The organism is Mesorhizobium sp. Cs1321R2N1 (assembly GCF_037179725.1).
Lineage (GTDB): Bacteria > Pseudomonadota > Alphaproteobacteria > Rhizobiales > Rhizobiaceae > Mesorhizobium > Mesorhizobium salmacidum.
Map to the genome: position 1 here is coordinate 41,191 of NZ_JAPYKP010000007.1, position 18,394 is coordinate 59,584.

20 protein-coding genes are annotated in these 18,394 nt (G+C 59.0%); 18 read left to right on the forward strand and 2 right to left on the reverse strand.

Features of this window, described 5'->3' with window-relative positions; translation table 11 throughout:
* The first annotated feature begins 31 nt into the window (after positions 1-31).
* From O7A61_RS03585 to O7A61_RS03645, 13 genes are all read left to right on the forward strand, one after another.
* Positions 32-352 carry an iron-sulfur cluster assembly accessory protein gene (locus tag O7A61_RS03585; protein ID WP_337128371.1) on the forward strand — a complete coding sequence of 107 codons (321 nt, stop codon included), beginning with the start codon at positions 32-34 and terminating at the stop codon, positions 350-352.
* Between the two features lie 213 nt (positions 353-565).
* Entirely contained in the window at positions 566-1,744 is a 1,179-nt protein-coding gene (gene nifS, locus O7A61_RS03590) for a cysteine desulfurase NifS (RefSeq protein ID WP_337128372.1), read from the forward strand.
* 65 nt (positions 1,745-1,809) lie between these two features.
* Complete coding sequence (gene nifW / locus O7A61_RS03595) at positions 1,810-2,193, forward strand: nitrogenase stabilizing/protective protein NifW (RefSeq protein ID WP_337128373.1); 384 nt, start codon at positions 1,810-1,812, stop codon at positions 2,191-2,193.
* 174 nt (positions 2,194-2,367) lie between these two features.
* Positions 2,368-3,216: an electron transfer flavoprotein subunit beta/FixA family protein gene (locus O7A61_RS03600; RefSeq protein ID WP_337128374.1), complete on the forward strand. Its 849-nt coding sequence runs from the start codon at positions 2,368-2,370 to the stop codon at positions 3,214-3,216.
* Between the two features lie 10 nt (positions 3,217-3,226).
* Positions 3,227-4,336, forward strand: a complete 1,110-nt coding sequence (locus tag O7A61_RS03605) for an electron transfer flavoprotein subunit alpha/FixB family protein (protein WP_337128375.1) — start codon at positions 3,227-3,229, stop codon at positions 4,334-4,336.
* An 11-nt stretch (positions 4,337-4,347) separates the two neighbouring features.
* Positions 4,348-5,655 (forward strand): FAD-dependent oxidoreductase, encoded by a 1,308-nt coding sequence (locus O7A61_RS03610; RefSeq protein ID WP_337128376.1) that lies wholly within the window; start codon positions 4,348-4,350, stop codon positions 5,653-5,655.
* 11 nt (positions 5,656-5,666) lie between these two features.
* Complete coding sequence (locus O7A61_RS03615) at positions 5,667-5,966, forward strand: ferredoxin family protein (protein WP_337128377.1); 300 nt, start codon at positions 5,667-5,669, stop codon at positions 5,964-5,966.
* A 243-nt stretch (positions 5,967-6,209) separates the two neighbouring features.
* Complete coding sequence (gene nifA / locus O7A61_RS03620; protein WP_337128435.1) at positions 6,210-7,898, forward strand: nif-specific transcriptional activator NifA; 1,689 nt, start codon at positions 6,210-6,212, stop codon at positions 7,896-7,898.
* A 335-nt stretch (positions 7,899-8,233) separates the two neighbouring features.
* Positions 8,234-9,589, forward strand: a complete 1,356-nt coding sequence (nifB, locus tag O7A61_RS03625) for a nitrogenase cofactor biosynthesis protein NifB (RefSeq protein WP_337128378.1) — start codon at positions 8,234-8,236, stop codon at positions 9,587-9,589.
* A gap of 36 nt (positions 9,590-9,625) precedes the next feature.
* Positions 9,626-9,820, forward strand: a complete 195-nt coding sequence (locus O7A61_RS03630; RefSeq protein WP_337128379.1) for a 4Fe-4S binding protein — start codon at positions 9,626-9,628, stop codon at positions 9,818-9,820.
* A 73-nt stretch (positions 9,821-9,893) separates the two neighbouring features.
* On the forward strand, positions 9,894-10,220 hold the full coding sequence (locus O7A61_RS03635; RefSeq protein WP_337128381.1) for a nitrogen fixation protein NifZ: 327 nt from the start codon (positions 9,894-9,896) through the stop codon (positions 10,218-10,220).
* Entirely contained in the window at positions 10,217-10,432 is a 216-nt protein-coding gene (gene nifT / locus O7A61_RS03640) for a putative nitrogen fixation protein NifT (RefSeq protein ID WP_337128383.1), read from the forward strand. The genes O7A61_RS03635 and nifT overlap by 4 nt, the downstream gene beginning before the upstream one ends.
* 16 nt (positions 10,433-10,448) lie before the next feature.
* Entirely contained in the window at positions 10,449-11,324 is an 876-nt protein-coding gene (locus O7A61_RS03645; protein WP_337128385.1) for an SIR2 family protein, read from the forward strand.
* A gap of 380 nt (positions 11,325-11,704) precedes the next feature.
* Here the strand turns inward: O7A61_RS03645 and O7A61_RS03650 are convergent, their stop codons facing one another.
* On the reverse strand, positions 11,705-12,646 hold the full coding sequence (locus tag O7A61_RS03650; protein ID WP_337128387.1) for a LysR family transcriptional regulator: 942 nt from the start codon (positions 12,644-12,646) through the stop codon (positions 11,705-11,707).
* 509 nt (positions 12,647-13,155) lie between these two features.
* Between O7A61_RS03650 and O7A61_RS03655 the strand changes: the two genes are divergently transcribed.
* The 4 genes from O7A61_RS03655 to nodC all read left to right on the forward strand — a co-directional run bounded on the left by O7A61_RS03655 (position 13,156) and on the right by nodC (position 17,490).
* Entirely contained in the window at positions 13,156-13,938 is a 783-nt protein-coding gene (locus O7A61_RS03655; RefSeq protein WP_337128388.1) for a sulfotransferase, read from the forward strand.
* A gap of 892 nt (positions 13,939-14,830) precedes the next feature.
* Positions 14,831-15,463 carry a NodA family N-acyltransferase gene (locus O7A61_RS03660; RefSeq protein ID WP_337128389.1) on the forward strand — a complete coding sequence of 211 codons (633 nt, stop codon included), beginning with the start codon at positions 14,831-14,833 and terminating at the stop codon, positions 15,461-15,463.
* Positions 15,460-16,119: a chitooligosaccharide deacetylase NodB gene (gene nodB / locus O7A61_RS03665; protein WP_337128391.1), complete on the forward strand. Its 660-nt coding sequence runs from the start codon at positions 15,460-15,462 to the stop codon at positions 16,117-16,119. Before O7A61_RS03660 ends, nodB begins: the two co-directional genes overlap by 4 nt.
* Positions 16,120-16,134: 15 nt before the next feature.
* Positions 16,135-17,490: a chitooligosaccharide synthase NodC gene (nodC, locus tag O7A61_RS03670; protein WP_337128392.1), complete on the forward strand. Its 1,356-nt coding sequence runs from the start codon at positions 16,135-16,137 to the stop codon at positions 17,488-17,490.
* Between the two features lie 261 nt (positions 17,491-17,751).
* On the opposite strand, the gene O7A61_RS03675 is transcribed toward nodC, so the two are convergent.
* Positions 17,752-18,033 (reverse strand): hypothetical protein, encoded by a 282-nt coding sequence (locus tag O7A61_RS03675; protein ID WP_337128394.1) that lies wholly within the window; start codon positions 18,031-18,033, stop codon positions 17,752-17,754.
* 86 nt (positions 18,034-18,119) lie between these two features.
* Between O7A61_RS03675 and O7A61_RS03680 the strand changes: the two genes are divergently transcribed.
* Positions 18,120-18,383: an exopolysaccharide production repressor protein gene (locus tag O7A61_RS03680; protein WP_337128396.1), complete on the forward strand. Its 264-nt coding sequence runs from the start codon at positions 18,120-18,122 to the stop codon at positions 18,381-18,383.
* Positions 18,384-18,394: the final 11 nt, after the last annotated feature.

The following is an 18,394-nucleotide window of genomic DNA, read 5'->3' on the forward strand; positions in this document are numbered from 1 at the left end:
CGCCGAACATCGCGCACTGAGGAGACGTCCCATGATCACGCTCACCGAAAATGCTGTCGCCGCGGTAAGGACCGCGCTTACGCAAGCCGGCGAGCCGGCGGAGGGCCTGCGCATCAAGGTCGAGGGTGGCGGCTGCGCGGGACTGAAGTATCTCATGGGCCTGGAAACCCTCTCGCAGGAGGGCGATGCGGTCATCGAGAAAGACGGCGTCAAGGTATTCGTCGACGTAAGCTCGCAGCCCCATGTCGCAGGCATGACGGTCGATTTCGTGACGAGCTTGGAAGGTTCTGGCTTTGTCTTCGATAATCCGAACGCATTGGAGAAATGCGCTTGTGGGAAGTCTTTCGCCTGATTGCCTGCGCGAAGAGGCAGGCCATGTGGGCCTATGCGGCGGGCAAGAGCTTTCCATCCGACGAACGCCAGCGTTCTGGCCACGGCGAATGCCGAAAGCCAGGCTGGCGCGCTCCTCCGCCAATTCAGCTCTGCCACCATCGCATGGGGGCAGACGCTCGGGGGGCGACGGGTCGTGGCGTGGACGTGTTTCCGGTCAGCTAAGGAGAGCTTCATGAGGCCGATCTATCTCGACAACAACGCGACGACGCGAGTGGATCCTCAGGTCTACGAAGCGATGCGGCCACTCTTCATGGATCAGTTCGGCAACCCTTCGTCGAAGCACGGATTTGGCGCTTCCGCGCGCACGGCCGTCAAAAAGGCGCGTCAGCAGGTGCAGGAGCTGATCGGCGCGCAATTTGAAGATGAGATCGCCTTCACATCTGGGGGAACGGAAAGCAACAATGCGGCGATCCTCTCGGCGCTTGAGGTGATGCCCCACCGCCCAGAGATCGTGATCTCCGCGGTCGAGCATCCGGCCGTGCTGGCGCTGTGCGCGGACCTTGAGAAGACGTGCGACGTCAAGGTGCACATGGTCCCAGTGGATCGCCATGGCAGGCTCGACATCGATGCCTACAGGGCGGCGTTGAGCCCGGGCGTGGCCATTGTCTCGATCATGTGGGCAAACAACGAGACCGGCACGATTTTTCCCGCAGTCGAGTTGGCTGACCTGGCCAAGGACGTCGGTGCCCTTTTCCACACGGACGCCGTGCAGGCAGTCGGTCGGCTTCCGATAGACCTGAAATCGACAGCAATCGACATGCTGTCGCTCTCCGGACACAAGCTGCATGGCCCCAAGGGCATTGGTGCGCTTTATATCAGGCGCGGGGTGTATTTTCGTCCGCTGATCAAGGGGGGTCGCCAGGAGCGTAACCGGCGCGCTGGCACAGAGAATTCGCCTGGCATCGTCGGGCTTGGCAAGGCAGCCGAAATTGCCATGAAATTCATGGATGAGGACGGTAAACGAATAAAGTCTCTCCGCGATCGATTGGAGTGCGGACTTCTTCAGCGCATTCCAGACGCTTTCGTGACCGGCGATCCCATGGAGCGGCTCTCGAATACGACCAACATCGCCTTCGAGAATGTCGAGGCCGATGGCCTGCTGGTGCTTCTCGATCGCGAGGGGATCGCCTGTTCCTCTGGCTCGGCCTGCACTTGCGGCTCAACAGAGCTCAGCCATGTGCTCACAGCAATGAACATTGCCGGCTCCGCGGCGCAAGGGGCAATCCGCTTCTCCCTGTCGCGCGACAACAGCGGGAAGGACATCGACCGGGTACTCGAGATCGTGCCAGCACTCGTGGAGAAGCTGCGTGATGACCTCCCCACCTGCAACGTATACGGCGATGGGATTTGAGATCTGCGCCTTGGGAGAGAAGCTAGCCGAGCCCGAGATCATCATCACCGACCAGGGAGATCGCAATGAGCCGCTGTTCCACCGAAAGGCCAATCATCGAAGTCGCCGGCATTCTCACACAGCTGAAAGGCCTGTCTGCCGCGGAGGAGTTCTTCGCCGTCCTTCGGGTCTGCTATGATCCAAAGGTGCTCGATGTCTCCCGGCTTCATATCATGAAGCGCATGGGTCAATATCTCGCCGACGAGGATTTCTCAGATCTCACCGACCAGGTGATCGCCGCGCGCGCGCGCGCCACATTGCAACGCGCCTATGAGGACTTCGCCACAGCCTCGCCACTCAGCCATCGGGTCTTCAAGGTACTCAAAGACCACGATCCAAATCGCCCTGCCACGCCCGGCCGCACCTTCGTCCCCTTCGATTCCATCCTGAAGCCGTTCGGAAAGGAGTGAACGCGACAGCGTTGCCACACGACAATGTCGTGAAGGCGACAAATCCGGCAGCCACGGCTCAGACGCATAGTGGCGCGTTTTAACGGGATGTAGCCAGCACTAGCGGTTGGCACGAATGGTGCTTGCAAGCAGATCAAGCGCCAAGCCGCACTCCGATGGAGCCATAGAGATTGCATGCATATCGTCGTCTGTATCAAGCAGGTCCCCGATTCAGCGCAAATACGCGTCCATCCGGTGACGAATACGATCATGCGCCAAGGTGTGCCGACGATCATCAACCCATACGATCTGTTTGCGCTCGAAGCGGCACTGAGGCTGCGCGACACCGATGGCGGCGAAGTTACCGTGCTGACCATGGGCCCTCCTATGGCAGAGGACGCACTGCGCAAGGCGCTCACCTATGGCGCCGACCGCGCGGTGCTCCTGACCGACCGTTTTTTTGCCGGCTCCGATACGTTGGCCACCTCGTTTGCTCTCTCTCAGGCGATCGGCAAGATCGGTGAGACATTCGGACCCCCCGACATCGTCTTCACAGGCAAGCAGACGATCGATGGCGACACGGCCCAGGTGGGGCCTGGCATCGCCAAGCGTCTCGACCTGCTGCAGCTCACCTATGTAGCCAAGATTGCCGTCCTTGATCTCGATGCGCGCGAGATCACGGTCGAACGCCGCGCGGAAGGCGGTATGCAACTGCTTAAAAGCAAGCTTCCGTGCCTCATTACGGTGCTGGAAGGCATCAACGAAATCCGCCGCGGCTCGCTGCAAGACGCGCTGCGCGCGGCCCGTAGTCAGGTCGTGAAATGGAGTGCGGCCGAGGCTGGCATCGAGGACCTCGGGAAATGCGGCTTGCGCGGATCGCCGACCGTCGTGAAGCGTGTGTTCGCGCCTGCCAATCGGGTGGAGAAGGCAATGCAGATCGACAGCGCAGACAAGGTGCTGCGCGATGTCGCTGACGAGCTGATTGCTGCAATCTTCACCCGCCAGCCGGCGCTGGAACACGAACTGGCCTTCGAGGGTGCCTGAGGAGCTAAGGATGTCGAGCGAAAACCGAAGAACCCCTGCTGCGACGGGTGGTCGTGCTGGTATGAAGAAGGATCTGCCCGAGCGTTTCAAGGACTATCGGCACGTCTGGGTTTTCATCGAGCTGGAGCGCGGCGAAGTGCACCCGGTCTCCTTCGAACTGCTGGGCGAAGGTCGCAAGCTAGCCGATAAGCTTGGCGTGCAACTTGCGGGCGTCGTGCTCGGGCCCGCGGGAGAGGCCTCTTGGCATGCCGTCGCCCAGGCCTTCGCCTATGGTGCCGATCTTGCCTACATCGTGGAGGCGCCGCTGCTTGCTGACTATCGCAACGAGCCCTTCACCAAGGCGATGACCGACTTGGTCAATACCTACAAACCCGAGATCCTGCTTCTGGGTGCCACCATGCGTGGCAGGGACCTTGCCGGCTCGGTGGCGACCACTCTGCTGACCGGGCTCACGGCCGACTGCACCCAACTTGACGTGGATCCTGATGGCTCGCTTGCCGCCACTCGGCCGACTTTTGGCGGTTCATTGTTGTGCACCATCTATACGCTCAACTGCCGGCCGCAGATGGCGACAGTGCGACCGAGAGTCATGGCTTTGCCGCAGCGCGAGGAAAAGCCCGTCGGGCGTGTCATCCAGCACAAGTTGTCGATGCTCGAGGACGAGATCGTCACCAAGGTGCTTGGCTTCCTGCCCGATGCCCAGTCGGTGAAGGCAAATCTTGCCTTTGCCGACGTGGTGGTTGCGGGTGGCCTCGGCCTTGGCGGGGCGGAGAACCTGCAGGTCGTGACGAAGCTCGCCCGGGCACTGGGCGCCGAATATGGCTGTTCGCGCCCGCTCGTCCAGAAAGGCTGGATGCCGGCTGAACGGCAGATCGGCCAGACCGGCAAGACCATCCGACCGAAGCTCTACATCGCGGCTGGAATTTCAGGCGCCATCCAGCACCGGGTGGGCGTTGAAAGTGCCGATCTGATCGTGGCCGTCAATACCGACCCGAACGCGCCGATTTTCGATTTCGCCCATATCGGCATCGTCACTGATGCGATCCGCTTCCTGCCGGCATTGACGGAAGCCTTCACCCGGCGGCTGTCGCCGCACAGTCGCGACAAGCTTGCGAGCTAAGGGAGACGGGCATGCTCGAGGAAAAATTCGACGCTATCGTTATTGGAGCCGGCATGGCCGGCAACGCAGCTGCTTTCACGATGGCAAGTGGCGGCCTGAAGGTGCTGCAGTTGGAGCGCGGAGAGTATCCGGGCTCCAAAAATGTCCAGGGAGCCATCATGTATGCGCACATGTTGGAGAAGATTATCCCCGACTTTCGGGATGACGCGCCTCTCGAACGGCATCTGGTGGAGCAGCGCTTCTGGATGATGGACGACACATCCCATGCTGGGATGCATTATCGGTCCGACGACTTCAACGAAGCGAAGCCAAACCGGTACACAATCATCCGGGCCCAGTTCGACAAGTGGTTTTCGCGCAAGGTGCGCGAGGCCGGGGCGACGGTCCTGTGCGAAACGACAGCGACGGAGCTCGCCTATGATCCCGCAGGCAAGGTCGTCGGCGTTCGCACCGACAGAGCCGGGGAAAGGCTCTTGGCGGATGTCGTCATTCTCGCGGAAGGCGTCAACGGACTGCTAGGCACGCGGTCGGGCTTGCGCAAACTGCCGAGGGCAGAAAGCGTGGCACTCGCCGTGAAGGAAATGCATTTCTTGCCCGAAGAGGTGATCGAGCAACGCTTCGGCCTCAAGGGCAATGAGGGCTGTGTCATTGAGGCAGCGGGCACCATCTCCCGCAGCATGACCGGGTTGGCGTTTCTCTACACCAACAAGGAATCGATCTCACTGGGCATCGGTTGCCTCGTTTCCGATTTCGCTGCGACGATGGAGAGCCCGTATGTCCTGCTCGAGGGTTTCAAGAACCATCCCTCGGTGCGGGCGCTGATAGCGGGCTCGGAGGTGAAGGAATACGCCGCCCATCTCATTCCCGAAGGCGGGTACAAGGCGATCCCGCAGCTCTTCGGCGACGGTTGGGTCGCCGTCGGAGATGCAGCGCAATTGAACAACGCCGTTCACCGCGAGGGTTCCAATCTCGCAATGACGTCCGGTCGCGTCGCAGGCGAGGCGATCATGCAGATCAAGGCCCGGAAACTCCCGATGACCAGGCGTAATCTCGCGCTGTACAAAACCATGCTGGACAGCTCTTTTGTCCTCAAGGACTTGCGCAAACATAAGGATATGCCGGCACTGCTGCACACCAACTCCCACAGCTTCTTCATGACATACCCGCAGCTGATTTCGCTGGCCGCGCAGAATCTCGTGCGGGTCGATGGCACGCCTAAGATCGACAAGGAAAAGGCGACCACGGCAGCGTTCATAGCCTCGCGGTCGCGCTGGGGGCTGGTCAGCGATGCGTTGCGCCTGGCATTCGCCTGGCGCTGAGGGAGAGCAAGATGACGATTGCAGTGCCGGCCGTACGCGTCGAGGACAAGCTATATCAAAACCGCTACCTTATCGATGCGGGGCGTCCCCATATCACCGTGCGAGCTCACCAAAGCCCGAGCGCGAACCTGCTGGCTTTGACACGCGTCTGTCCGGCAAGATGCTATGAGCTTAACGCCACGGGTCAAGTGGAGATCGCAGCCGACGGGTGCATGGAGTGTGGCACTTGCCGAGTGCTATGCGAGGCCAGTGGCGAGATCACGTGGAATTATCCGCGCGGCGGTTTTGGTGTTCTCTTCAAGTTCGGATGATCTACGCATTTACCGTCTGATAGCGGGGCCAACAACTCCTAGTTGCGGCAACGCGTCGCATAGGCAGTTGCCAAGAACCGCCTCGCAATTGAAGACGGTATAGCCGATAGTTCTCTTCGACATCCGAAAAAACAGGAATTTGCCGGTGGGGGGACACACGGAGCTGTTTGTATGGACGATACGATGCGCGGCAGGGTCGACCCCATAAGCTCTACCACCCTGCCTGAACCAGCCACAGGAAGCATGCATAACGCGGATATCTCGCTTAGGGGACTCTACGAGATATCGAAGATCCTGACCGCCCCTGCCCGGTTAGAGTCCACGCTGGCCAATGTCATCAAGGCGCTATCTTCCTTCGTGCGGATGCGTCGTGGAGCAATCATCGTCCTTGGCGCTGATGGAGGGCCGGATATCTCCGCAATACCGGGCAACGTCTATCCACCCCAGTCAGTCACTCGCCGCGCCATACCGCAGGCCATAATCGACCAAATCGTCGCTACGGCGAGGCCGGTCATCATAGAGGATGTCAGCAAGTCCGCACTGTTTCAGGGTGATGGTGAAACGGTGTCGAACGACGAAGCCGTTGCGCTGACCTTTGTCGGTATCCCTGTAAAAGCGCAGGATGAAATCCTCGGGATATTGTCGATCGAGCGCCTCAAAGAGGAACCCAGCTCCGTCCATGACGACGAGGACCTGCCCTTCCTCAACATGGTCGCCGACCTTGTCGGCCGCGTTGTCCATCTGCACCGCTTGGCGAATACTGACGGTCATCAGCTCGTCGAACAGCAAGCTGGACCGGGCAAACCGCGCGACGCAGAAAGGGCCGACCCCGGCCGGTATCGGTCGGTCAAAATCGACGGGATCATCGGGGAAAGCCCGGCAGTCAAGCAGGTGCTCGAAATGGTTCCAATCGTGGCAAGGACCAATTCGACCGTTCTTCTGCGCGGCGAAAGCGGCACCGGCAAGGAATTCTTTGCTCAGGCAATCCACAAGCTTTCGGGCCGTAGGACGAAGGCCTTTATCAAGCTCAACTGCGCCGCGTTGCCTGAAAGCGTTCTGGAATCGGAGCTGTTTGGGCATGAAAAGGGCGCCTTCACCGGGGCGATCGCGCAACGGGCGGGCCGTTTCGAATTGGCGCATGGTGGAACCTTGTTGCTCGACGAGATCGGCGAGATTTCGCCTGCTTTTCAAGCCAAACTGTTGCGCGTTTTGCAGGAGGGTGAACTGGAGCGGGTCGGCGGAAACAGGACGCTCAAGGTTGATGTCCGGCTTATCTGTGCCACCAATAAGGATCTTGAATCGGCTGTCGTGAATGGGGAATTCAGGGCTGACCTTTACTACCGCATCAGTGTGATACCGATCATCCTGCCTCCGCTGCGAGACCGACCCGGCGATATTCCACGTCTGGGTGAAGTCTTCCTTGACCGGTTCAACAAGGAGAACCATCGTCAGCTCGCCTTCACCCCTTCGGCGCTTGACGTCATGTCGCAATGCTACTTCCCTGGTAATGTCCGCGAGCTGGAAAACTGCGTGAGAAGGACGGCTACACTTGCCCGTTCCACCACGATCGTTCCGTCCGACTTCGCCTGCCAAAACGGCCAGTGTCTTTCTTCGCTCATTTGGAAGGGAACTGGCTGTTCCCACGGCGGCAATGCTATGGCCGGTCTCGCCCGCGGCACCATGGACCGAGTTGGATCGCCGCTCCCGGCCCGGCGCATCGGCTCGGCGACTGAAGCATGGCCCGATAGCGCCAGCGATGACGATCCCAATCGTCCCGCAAGAGGCCCCCGCCTGACGGAACGCGACCGGCTGATCGCCGCGATGGAAAAGGCCGGCTCGGTCCAGGCCAAAGCGGCTCGTCTCCTCGGCCTCACACCCCGTCAAGTCGGCTATGCACTACGCCGGCACGGCATCGAGGTGAAGAAATTCTAGACGTCTGCATGATGTCCGGTCTGAGTGGACCGCCCGTTTTGCGGAAATAAGACCGATCCTCTCGGATCCATTGGCTTCGTCAATGTCGGAGGTCCTACAGAACCGAAGTCGTAAGCAGCTGACAAACCAGACACGAGAAGCCGAGATTTTAGCTGAATGCCGCCTCTGCGGGGTTTGGCACGGCTCTTGCGCCTGGAAGTGTAACGTCAGCCTAACAGAGCTATTCGATGTCCCCACCGATGACTTCGCTTGAAAGCGAGACCAAAAAGATCTCGCCCGCGAAATCGGCTGGATGCGCCTCTTCAACCTGCGGCTCGCCCGCAAGCCGTGTCGCCATGGAGTCGGCTGTCTGGGAGAAGGTCAAGGATCATCCGTGCTATTCAGAAGAAGCGCACCATTATTACGCCCGCATGCATGTGGCGGTCGCACCAGCTTGCAACATCCAATGCAACTACTGCAACCGCAAATATGACTGCGCCAATGAGAGCCGACCTGGTGTCGTCTCGGAAAAGCTGACCCCAGACCAGGCAGTCCGCAAGGTGATCGCGGTCGCCAATGACGTGCCGCAGCTTTCCGTGCTCGGCATCGCCGGACCGGGAGATGCCTGCTACGACTGGAACAGGACCAGGACAACGTTCGCACGAGTTGCCAAGGAGATCCCCGATCTCAAGCTGTGCATCTCGACCAATGGGCTGGCGCTGCCGGACCATGTCGCTGAACTTTGCGACATGAATGTCGATCACGTTACAATCACCATCAACATGGTCGACCCGGAAGTCGGCGCAGAGATCCATCCTTGGATCTTCTACAAGCACCGCCGCTACACCGGCGTCGAGGCGGCCAGGATCCTGCATGAGCGGCAGATGCTGGGCCTGGAGATGCTGACGGCGCGTGGGATCCTTATCAAGATCAATTCGGTGATGATCCCAGGCGTCAATGACGAGCACCTTGTCGAGGTGAACAAATGGGTGAAGGAGCGCGGCGCCTTCCTTCACAACGTCATGCCGCTGATTTCCGACCCGAAACACGGTACCCACTACGGCCTGATCGGTCGACGCGGGCCAAAGGCGATGGAGTTGAAGGCTCTTCAGGATCGCCTCGCAGGCGGCGCAACATTGATGCGCCATTGCCGGCAGTGCCGGGCCGATGCCGTTGGCCTGCTCGGCGAGGATCGTGGCCAGGACTTCACGCTCGATCACATTGCCGACGAAGTCACCTACGATGCCAGCAAGCGCAACGCCTATCGTGAAGTGGTGGCGCGCGAGCGCGGCGATCACGTGGTGGCGAAGAGTGAAGCGCTCGAAACGGTCAAGGCAACCGGCTCGGGCAGGTCGCTTCTTGTCGCTGTGGCCAGCAAGGGCGGCGGCCGCGTCAACGAGCACTTCGGCCACGTGAGAGAATTCCAGATCTACGAGGCTTCGCCGAGAGGGATCAGCTTGGTCGGGCATCGCAAGATTGAGCAATATTGCCTGGGTGGCTGGGGCGAGGATTCCGCGTTAGAGGGCGCCCTCGCTGCCCTCGACGGCATAGAGGTCGTGCTGTGCGCCAAGATCGGAGAATGCCCGAAGGCCCGCCTGACGGCAGCCGGGATCCGCGCTATCGATGATTATGGCTATGAGCATATCGAGACCGCGATCGGCACGATTTACGCTGCCGAATTTGGGGGCGGATCCTTGGCCGCGACGGCCTGAGACCTCTCAATCCAATTGACCAGGAGTTGAAGAAAAATGGCGTTCAAGATCATCGCATCCCAGTGTACTCAATGCGGTGCCTGCGAGTTCGAATGTCCTTCTGGTGCGATCAAATTCAAAGGCGAAGCCTACGTCATCGACGCAAAAAAGTGCACCGAATGCAAGGACATATTTGAGGCACAGCAATGCGCCTCCGTCTGTCCGGTGGAGATGACCTGCGTTCCCGCTTGACCTTCCGATCGCTTTGCGACGTGCCTTGAAGTTCGTCGCCCCAGATCTCCAACCGCGAAAAGGAAGAACAGCCATGAACCTCTGGCGCGAACAGGAGGTCGAAATCCATAAGCCTCCGAGGTTTATGCCGGGCGAAAGGGTCTGCGCCACACGCCACATCAAGAATGACGGCACCTATCCCGGCCGGGCGACTGGCGAGAACCTGGTGCGGAAAGGTGACGAAGGATATGTGCGCGACATCGGCACCTTTCTCCAGCAGTTTTATATCTATGCGGTCGAGTGGGTCGATCGTGGCACGGTGGTGGGCATGCGGGCTCGTGAAATGACAAGCCTCGACACGTCTTCTGCTGCTTGCGGTGCCGAAATGACTGACGCTCCTCACGACCGGGCAGGCACATGAAGATAATGATCCGCAGGACCGATGCTGGCCTGTCGGCATATATCCCCAAGAAGGATCTCGAAGAGCCGATCATCGAGGTCGAAAATGAAAGCCTGTGGGGCGGGGCCGTGGTGCTCAAAAACGGCTGGCGTTTCGTTCTGCCTGAGCTTCCGCAGGACACACGTTTGCCGATCACTGTTGAGGCTCGGAAAGTTTCCGACGCCGCAGACTGACGGTAGAGGAACGGGCATGAACACCATCGCGCGCCATCTTCTAATCACCCGGGACAGTCATGCCGAGACGCGGCTTGACCTGCTCAAGGGAGCGCTGGTCGCAGACGCGATCATTCCCTATCTTGGTCCTGGTCTGCTCCGGCTCGGCTGCGCGAAGTCGCCCTTACCGCATACTCCGGAAGCTGTCGCCGCGGCCCTCAACAAGCGCGCCCCAGCCCCCTCCAAGATTCGCACCAATATGTGGTCTGTGGCGCAGTTTATCGAACAGCGACGGCATCGGCGGACGCTTCAGGCTTGGATGGCCGAAATCTTCGCCGCGTCTGCGGTGCCGATGGTCCTCCACACCTGGCTCGCCACGCTGCCGCTCTCGCTCATCGTTGACAGTTGGTATGACGGTGCCATGCGCGCGGCCCTGATCGCGACCGGCCGAAGGGATGTTGTCGAAATACAAGGCGTCACGCGGGCGAACGAAATCAGTGACATTTGGACCAAAGCCTACGATTTGTCCGGAATTGAACTCGACCGGGTACCACCGGTAGAGACGGTTCTCTATGTTCCTCATGGCAGCATCAGGCCGGCCGCAAACTTCCTGGTCTCAGATTCCGACTATGTCGAAGTGCTAACAGACATCGACATCCAGACGCCAATTCCCGATCAGGTGAAGCAGCGGCGCAGCAATCGGGGGTTTTTCTTTGTCGGCTGCCGCTTTGACGATCAGATGTTACGCACCTACGCCCGGCAGATCATGAAGCGCTCCGACGGGCCACATTGTGCGCTAATCGATGGGTCTGTGCTGACCAGAAACGAACGCCGTTTCCTGGCAGAGTGCGCAGTCACAGTCATTGACATGCCGATAGACAAAGCTGCGGATCGGCTTGCCGGATCGCCTTAAGCCAAAGAATTCCAGGTTGACGAACGCGAATCCTTTCATTTTGAGCAGGTAGACGACGGCGTCGCTTAGCCGGGGTCTCCGGCACGCGGGGACTGTTGCGCGGCGCTGGAGTCAGCGTGGTGAAGCGGTCTGAATGCGGTTTGACTAGCGCAGGTGAGTCAACGATGCTGCCAGATGCGTCGGGATCGGACGCCAACTTGAGGGAGTCGCGGTATACACCAGAGACATTCGAGACACGTCGACCATGCCACAATCAGTTTACCACCGCCGAACCACTGCGTGCGTCTCGCAATGCACAACGATTCTCACATGGCTCGGGGCAACACATGCGGACAGAGACGTTCTCGCGTTATGTGCCCTTTAGGCAAATTTGCATCGAATTAGGAGGTGACACCTGCAGCAGCCTTGCGCGGCGGACCCATTCGGGATGCCTCCTGCAATAATATCTCGCGCATCCATATGCTTGCGGAATCGCTGTTGTGAAGAGCAGGCCATTGTATGGCTTCGGTAAATGCGGGAAGCGGCAGCGGAATTTCAGCGATCCGCAGCGGTATTGCTCCTGCAATGTGATCAACCAGCCGCGACGGCAAGGTGGCTATCCGCTCCGTCCGCGTCAACATGGGCGGGACCATGCAGAAGCCCTGTACGACGACCTCGATACGTCTCTTGATCCCGTGCTCGAGGAAGTACCATTCTTCGATGGAGGGCTGCCGCGTGCGTCCGAACTTGGCGGCAACATGCCCCATCGACAGGTATTGCTCGAACGTAAGCGGTTTTGATAGCGCCTTGTTCGTGGGGCAGCCTACGCAAACGAGAGTCTCTTCGAATAGTGTTGCTCTAGGATGCGCGCTCGACATGAACACGTCTGGAAGAATTAAAAAATCGATCTCCCCGCGCCTCAGAAGCTCATCGGGGTCCTCGGACAGAGGCAGCAGTTCAAAGCTGACGTCGGGCGCTTCCCGTGCGACACGCTCCACGACCGATTGGAAATATACGGACGTCATGAAATCGGAAATGCTGATCCGGAAGCGGCGCTTCGATTGAGCTGGGTTGAACATGTCCCAGGAAATGATGGAGAGCTGAACGTGCAGCAGAGCCTCACGGACGGCGGGGGCCAGCCCTTCGGCACGGGGCGTTGGGACAAGTTCGCGGCCCCTCATCGTAAATAGCTCATCATGGAAAAAGTCCCGCAACCGGGCGACAGCCGCGCTCATGGCCGGCTGGCTCAGATTGATGCTGCGTGCGGCAGCGGTGAGGTTGCGCTCGTTCATGAGAGCGTCGAGCGCGACGAGGAGGTTTAGATCAAGGCCTTTGAAGCGCACGTGACATTTTATCCATAGCGTGGATGGGAGGCATCAAAACGTTAGATTTTACGCGGCTTATGGAATGCCGCATAGAAAAATGTCAACCGCGAGAGTCTCTTCAGATGCACAACCATGGCTCTTCAGTTGCCCTGCTCCCTGAGGAGCACGCCGAGCATCAACGAATCCGCAATGTCCAGCACCGCGATCTTGTTGGGCGTACCCGCAACAAAGCACCTCCTGGGCTGCTTGGAGCCGACAGTTTCCAAACTGTTCTAAGTTGGATCGTCGATGTGGGTTATTGAGGAACGATGACAGTAATACAAATATATCGTCGTATAGCTTGCATGTTATTGGCTGCAGCCGAAAAGATAATTCTATCTAAAGCATAGATCTCTGCGAAAAATCGTTGGTGTCCACAGCTTGCGACGTTCTAGCAACTCACATCTGGCTACTGCGTGGTTTTATCTCGCCGCGTCTCGTAGTCTTGGCCGAGTTATCATCTGCAATGCTGATCGGAGATACAAGCAATGACCCAACCCGTGCCGGCGCCCGGCCCATTCGTGATCCTTGCGATGCCTAGGACGGGCACGCACTATCTGGAAGAAATGCTGAACCAGCATCCGAATGTCCTGAGCAACGGGGAGTTGCTCAACACCTACGACACGAATTGGCTCGATAAGGACCGTTTGATCGGCGGCGATCGCGAGCTCCTTGAGCTTGCCTACTTGCGCTACCCGAACCAAACCGACAAGAAGCTGACGCGCGTTGGTTGCAAGATCAATGAACCTCAGTTCCACGACCGTCCGAGCTTTTTTGCCGAGCTCGCCTGTTGGCCAGATCTCAAGGTTATCCTTCTGGTCCGCAAGAACACATTGGAATCGCTTCGATCGCTGACACAGGCGAGGCAAACCCGGCAATGGCTGAAGTTCAGCTCGGACAACGACGCGGCTCCGCCCGTGAAACTAGCAATCGCCTGCTGCGAGGCTTATTTCAAGGCCGCCGACGAATTCCACAGTCGCGTCACGCGCTCCTTCGCCTGCAGCGACTTGCATGCGGTCGAGTACGAGAACCTTCTTGGCGAACCCTCGTCGTGCTTGGCTAAGATTTGGGATTTCCTCGGGGTTCCGGCGGTTGGGCTCTCTGGTACCTCAAACCTGAAGCGCCAGGAAGCGCGCCCCCTGGACGAAACGATAGAGAATTTCGAAGAGTTGCGACGCCACTTCTCAGGCGGACCTTACGCGAGCTTCTTTGAGCTCGGTGACCGCCTCAATCGCTGTGGCGGCGGGAACGAGCGGGCTGCCCAAGGTTAGCCCCGGGTTCCGGCGGAAAGGACCTTAGCAGCCCATTGCGAAGGCGCAGCGTCGAGCTTCGGCGAAAAGTAGATCGACGATAAAGGCGAGCACCGGGCATCCAAATCTGGACACCACATATGACATTGCCCGGCTTCTCCTTGTGCGAGGAGCACCGTGGCTGATCTCTTGCGAGCGCGAGTGTCTGGCATCTCACGGCGGTTGACGGGATCGTTCCCGGTCTGGCCCGCGTCATTGGCATGGGACCAAGAAAACTTCCCGGACGGCGCATCCTACTGTCGGCTCTGCTGGCGGGATCGGGCCATCGTCCCCTTCCCAGCTATGGCTTTCCCCCTCTCACGGCCGGGCCGCGGCGGGTCTATTGCCGCGGGATGCTGTCGGACCTCCCGCCTCATGGAGATTGCGATGGGTCTCTTGCATGAGCCCTGTTCCGGTGGCGCATTCGCTGCGGGAACTGTTCGCCCCACATCCTGCCGCGATCAGCAGGAGCCTCCCTTTATGGGTCACTCAGCGCCACGGTCGCAAATCGTGACTTTAGAACAGACACGTCAAACGAAGCGATCGAAAGGTCCGTGACGCTTGATGCTACCCAAGTTCGGCGACTACCCCATCCATGACCTGGATAATTCCCATCAAAACATTCGATTTTACCAACTTTAGCAGATGCTGCATTAAAGCACCCGAAGCTTAGAACTAAGGATGAATTTCCACAACCTTCCCCCCGGCAACACTTGGTATGTAGAACAAGCAGTCCAGTGGTATATGCTTCGAAATCATGCTCTTCGGCGTCGTGCATAGATACCATCATACCAACTGAACTTATCAACCCTCCCGCTGAGATGCTCAGCCCGTATCGTGTGCATTTCTAGTTCGCTTTAGATCGGATCGCGTGATGAGTAGCTTGGCAACACATCAAGAATTAATAGCTTCTTCAAGGCGCTGCCAATTGCGTTGGCGACTGTGCTGGGAAAATGAACTTAACCTTGACGACCATATAGAACTGGCAGAGTTCTTCCGAAAGACCTATGGTCCGACTGGGATATTCCACGCAAAACCATTCGATGGCAGTAAAAGTTGGGCCGGCGCGAGGCCTGAGCTCCGTGCAATCGGCTATGACTCGAATGGGGTAGCAGCTCACATCGGGCTGCTGCGTCGCTTCATCAGGATCGGCGCCGTCGATCTGCTGGTGGGTGAACTTGGCCTGTATGGTGTACGTCCGGATCTTGAGGGGCTCTGGATTGCGCATTCAGTCCGGGTCATGCATCCGGTACTGCAGGAGCTCAAAGTCCCATTCGCATTCGGCGCGGTTCGACCTGCGCTGCGGCATCATATCGCAAGGTTCAGCCGAAACGGTCTGGCGACGATCATGCCCGGGATCCGTGTGCGATCGACCCTTCCCCGTGCCCTTCTCGACAAACCACCCACCCGCACCGAGGATGTAGTTCTCATCGTTCTCCCGATTGCACAGCCGATATCCGAATGGCCGGCCGGCACGATAATCGATCGAAACGGGCCAGAGCTGTGAGACCCCTCAGCTGCATACCCGAAGTGCGCGGGGAATGTGCCGACGGCGCCGGCGATCGCACAGTTTATTTGACGTTTGACGACGGTCCTAATCCGGGCTGCACGCCGTACATCCTCGATTTTCTTGCGGAAAACCGGGCGTCGGCAACTTTCTTCGTCGTCGGGGCGTATGCGGCGGAACATCCCGACCTCATCCGAAGGATCGTTGCAGAAGGGCACCAGGTTGGCAATCACACAATGACGCATCGGGAGCCGTCCGAATGCCATCTTGGGCAGATACAGTATGAGATACTTGAGACAAACAGGGTCATCCGGCTGGCATGTCCCGAGGCCTCACTGGCGCATATGCGCGCTCCATATGGCAATTGGACGGAACAAGTCCTCACGACCTGTGCGCGCGCTGGTCTGACGCCGGTCCATTGGTCGATCGACCCTCAAGACTGGTCTCGACCCGGCGTCGAGGCGATTGTCGGTACGGTAATGGCCTCCGTCCGCCCGGGCGCAATCGTGCTCTTGCACGATGGCTGTCCTCCCAACGAGTTCAGACCGGATGCTGAGGCCGCTCTGCGGGACCAGACGCTGAAGGCCCTGTCTCATCTGATCCCAGAGTTGCACGAGCGGGGATTTGCAATCCGCTCCCTCCCCCCAACCCACTGAACAAAGCGACATCCCATGAACCTGCTCGACGCAACCAGCATTGGTGCTGTCTCGATCTACGCATTGCTCTCGACTGCCTACAAAGGCATGCAAACGGTTTATGCTTCATCGGCAGACCTGTCGTCGACCTCGGATGGCCCGACCAGCTCCCAACTTCTGCCGAGCGTGGATGTCATCATCCCATGCTATAACGAGGATCCGGACACGCTCTCTGCCTGCCTAGCTTCTATTGCGGACCAAAACTACGGCGGAAAACTGCGGGTCTATGTGGTTGATGACGGGTCTGCAAATCGGGTTGCCGTCGGACCCGTTCACAATATCCATGCGCGTGATCCGAGGTTCAACTTCATTCTTCTCCCGCGCAATGTTGGAAAGCGCAAGGCGCAGATCGCTGCGATCCGCCGCTCATCCGGAGATTTGGTGCTCAACGTCGACTCCGACACAACGCTCGCTTCCGATGTGGTGACGAAGCTCGCGCTAAAGATGCGAGATCCCCAGATCGGCGCGGCCATGGGTCAGTTGATAGCCAGCAACAGGAACGAGAATTGGCTGACCCGGTTGATCGACATGGAATACTGGCTTGCTTGCAACGAGGAGCGTGCGGCCCAAGCTCGTTTCGGTGCGGTTATGTGCTGCTGTGGCCCATGTGCGATGTATCGCCGGTCGGCGCTGCTTATGGTTCTTGATCAATACGAAACGCAGCTGTTCCGTGGGAAGCTAAGCGACTTCGGCGAGGATCGCCATCTGACGATCCTCATGCTGAAAGCGGGACTTCGAACCGAGTACATTCCGGACGCGATCGCGGCAACGGTCGTGCCGGATCGGCTGCGGCCATATCTACGCCAGCAACTGCGCTGGGCGCGAAGCACCTTCAGAGACACGCTGCTTTCGCTGCGCCTGCTACCCAGCCTCGATCGCTATCTCACCTTGGACGTGGTCGGGCAAAATGTCGGGCCGCTCCTCCTCGCAGTGTCGGTGGTAACAGGGATCGCGCACCTTGCGCTGACTGACGAAGTGCCTTGGTGGACTGGCATCATGATTGCGGCCATGACGCTGATCCGCTGCAGCGTGGCAGCGTTTCGTGCTCGCGAACTGCGATTTCTGGGATTTTGTCTCCATACACCCATCAATCTGTTCCTTTTGCTTCCTTTGAAAGCCTATGCGCTTTGCACATTGAGCAACAGCGATTGGTTGTCGCGCAACTCTGCCGCCACCGTGCCAAGCGGCGGTGGCAAAGATGTTTCGATCAGAACCGCCAGCGTTGGTTCGAGAACCGCCGACGCGTCGGAGGATGCGGCGCCATCGCACAGGCCCACTCTTTTGAGGGATTTTTCGACAGTGACATCATCCGGCATCGGCGCCCAAGAATGATTGCAGATCGGTGCTGGGAGACAGCCTTGGAAGACTATGACAGTCCCCATTGGCCGCATTTAAAATTGGCCACAGACGATGCCTGACGGTTCGACGGCAATCCGCTGGATCGCAAGCGTCACCCGGAAGGCCTCAGGCTGTCGCTTTCCCACGAGTCTGTCACAAAGGCGCTGCAAATCGGATGCGCGGCTGAGGCATTGACGAAGCCTTTCGCGCCGCGGCCATCAGCTCACGGTCATCGCTGTGGTGGCGGAGCAAAGCTCAAAGCCGCGAACAAATGAGCGAGCCCCAACACGCCTGCTTGAGTGTCGGTGACATCGGATGGTTTTCGAACCAGAAGCCGTTCGGGCTGATCTCTTGGCGGAAGTTCCACGCGGCTTTCGTGGCGATGGCCGATACTCGCGCGCCGGAAGGGAAGCTGACGAGTGTGCCCGCGTCGGGTGGGAATCTGATTTCGGATGAGCGCGCGATGCCGCTTGTCGGCGCAGGGACCGCTTGCGCCGACACCGCGACGGCCATGTCACGCAAGACCAGGTCGATCACCAGCAGAGGCCAAGTGAAACATAAACAAACATTGTTCGCTCGTTTTGGAAGCCCCGTTCGGCTTCAGGCGCATCGGATTCCGGCAGATGGAGGGAGATGAATGGAGGCATCACATTTTGATACACGCGATCGGCGCATCGGCGGCTTCCGCCGTGTTGACGTATTGCTTGACCAGTTCGCTCGTTCAGACGGCTCTCTGCGCCGTGCTCGCTCAGGTCGGGTATTTCTTGGCGATGCTTTGTCTGGTGTGGAGGACCGAGCAGAGCTCCACGAGCCGTCCAAGGCCACACACAACAGAGGCGGAGCGGTTGGGTGAAGCCAGCGACGATCACTCTGGGAACGCTGGATAGCCTGCGGGCGC

Coding starts and splice junctions, on each gene's coding strand:
- nifS (WP_337128372.1), top strand. CDS start 566: ATGAGGCCGATCTATCTCGACAACAACGCGACGACGCGAGTGGATCCT.
- O7A61_RS03680 (WP_337128396.1), top strand. CDS start 18,120: ATGGAGGGAGATGAATGGAGGCATCACATTTTGATACACGCGATCGGC.
- O7A61_RS03635 (WP_337128381.1), top strand. CDS start 9,894: ATGAACCTCTGGCGCGAACAGGAGGTCGAAATCCATAAGCCTCCGAGG.
- nifA (WP_337128435.1), top strand. CDS start 6,210: ATGCATAACGCGGATATCTCGCTTAGGGGACTCTACGAGATATCGAAG.
- O7A61_RS03660 (WP_337128389.1), top strand. CDS start 14,831: ATGAGTAGCTTGGCAACACATCAAGAATTAATAGCTTCTTCAAGGCGC.
- O7A61_RS03610 (WP_337128376.1), top strand. CDS start 4,348: ATGCTCGAGGAAAAATTCGACGCTATCGTTATTGGAGCCGGCATGGCC.
- O7A61_RS03585 (WP_337128371.1), top strand. CDS start 32: ATGATCACGCTCACCGAAAATGCTGTCGCCGCGGTAAGGACCGCGCTT.
- nifT (WP_337128383.1), top strand. CDS start 10,217: ATGAAGATAATGATCCGCAGGACCGATGCTGGCCTGTCGGCATATATC.
- O7A61_RS03630 (WP_337128379.1), top strand. CDS start 9,626: ATGGCGTTCAAGATCATCGCATCCCAGTGTACTCAATGCGGTGCCTGC.
- O7A61_RS03605 (WP_337128375.1), top strand. CDS start 3,227: ATGTCGAGCGAAAACCGAAGAACCCCTGCTGCGACGGGTGGTCGTGCT.
- O7A61_RS03645 (WP_337128385.1), top strand. CDS start 10,449: ATGAACACCATCGCGCGCCATCTTCTAATCACCCGGGACAGTCATGCC.
- nifW (WP_337128373.1), top strand. CDS start 1,810: ATGAGCCGCTGTTCCACCGAAAGGCCAATCATCGAAGTCGCCGGCATT.
- nodC (WP_337128392.1), top strand. CDS start 16,135: ATGAACCTGCTCGACGCAACCAGCATTGGTGCTGTCTCGATCTACGCA.
- O7A61_RS03600 (WP_337128374.1), top strand. CDS start 2,368: ATGCATATCGTCGTCTGTATCAAGCAGGTCCCCGATTCAGCGCAAATA.
- nifB (WP_337128378.1), top strand. CDS start 8,234: ATGGAGTCGGCTGTCTGGGAGAAGGTCAAGGATCATCCGTGCTATTCA.
- O7A61_RS03655 (WP_337128388.1), top strand. CDS start 13,156: ATGACCCAACCCGTGCCGGCGCCCGGCCCATTCGTGATCCTTGCGATG.
- O7A61_RS03615 (WP_337128377.1), top strand. CDS start 5,667: ATGACGATTGCAGTGCCGGCCGTACGCGTCGAGGACAAGCTATATCAA.